We start from the raw sequence: 1,324 nt of genomic DNA on the forward strand, positions 1-1,324 counted from the left end.
TTAGATTTTAAATTGTTTTAGGTACATATCAACAGTTTAAAATAAGCTAAACACGGATTGATTATGGAAGTTATCCATCTTTTAATATTATATTCATGTAGTAGTCGTTGTGTTTATCCTTGCTATTTTAAAAATAAATATTAACAAGGATAAACTCTTTATATCTATTTTTGTTCAAAATTAGATATAGAAAGCTATTACTTTATAGAAACATATCGATGAATCAATATATATTAGTTCATTAATAGTATCATATAATAAACAATGTTTAATTGATTATGAAATACATATTATTTTACACAGAAACTTATTAAAATAACTGCTCATTTTCAATGATAAACATCGTTTAAAATGACAATATCCAATGATAATATCCTATTGATAGCTAATCCATAATTTAGCCATACTTTCTATTTTATTTCTTATAATATATAATAATTATTAATTTTTAGTGAAGATTATTTTTTAGTTTTTGATAGTTTTTTCGAATTAAAAGAAGTATTATTGAGTTTGATTGAAAGAAAAATTTTTTCATAAATGGCTTGATAAAAATGAGATTATTATTTATTGAAAATGATAAAAAAATGTATTTAGATGTTTAATTACATCTCTTTTTTAAAATGCAAAGAATAAAATGCAAATATTGTTAATATTTAATAAGAAATACATGTATCAATAAATTTTTAATAGATGTATTCATATCAACTTTAAATTAGATACAAAAATATGATAAAAAAATTTTGTCCTTGAAAAATAGATCGTTATAGCCTTGACGTATTTTTTTGGATAATACATTATCATTCATGAAGTTTTAGAATAACAAATAATTGGCAAAAAATTTAAACCAGCATAGATAAAATAAGAATAATATCTCCACATACCCCATAACGACCCAAAAAACACTTTTATAGTTAAATAGAAAGACTATCTTTAAAGGAAAGCTCATAAAAAACTTGTGACTTCTAAACATTCACATACCTATTCAACATGATATATCATATAATCATTTAATAATCATGTAAAGAAAAGACCCTACAAATAATATAAAATAGACATGATTTAAATCAATTTAACATGGACACTATTCATATTAAATAATTTCCATTTGATTATATGATAGGTTTTAGGAAATGGAAAAAACAGGTATTAGTTACTATAATGGGTCATATAAAAAAACACATGAAAAAAACTAAATTCATAAATATCCGGTAAAAATGAGTTGATTTCTAAAATAAATGCTAAAAAAAATAAAAAAAGAAAAAAAATGGTAAATTTAGTGTAGAAAAAATAATCAAAAGAAAAAGGAGTGTATAATTATTTCTAA

Source organism: Methanosphaera sp. BMS (assembly GCF_003268005.1).
Classification (GTDB): Archaea; Methanobacteriota; Methanobacteria; order Methanobacteriales; family Methanobacteriaceae; genus Methanosphaera.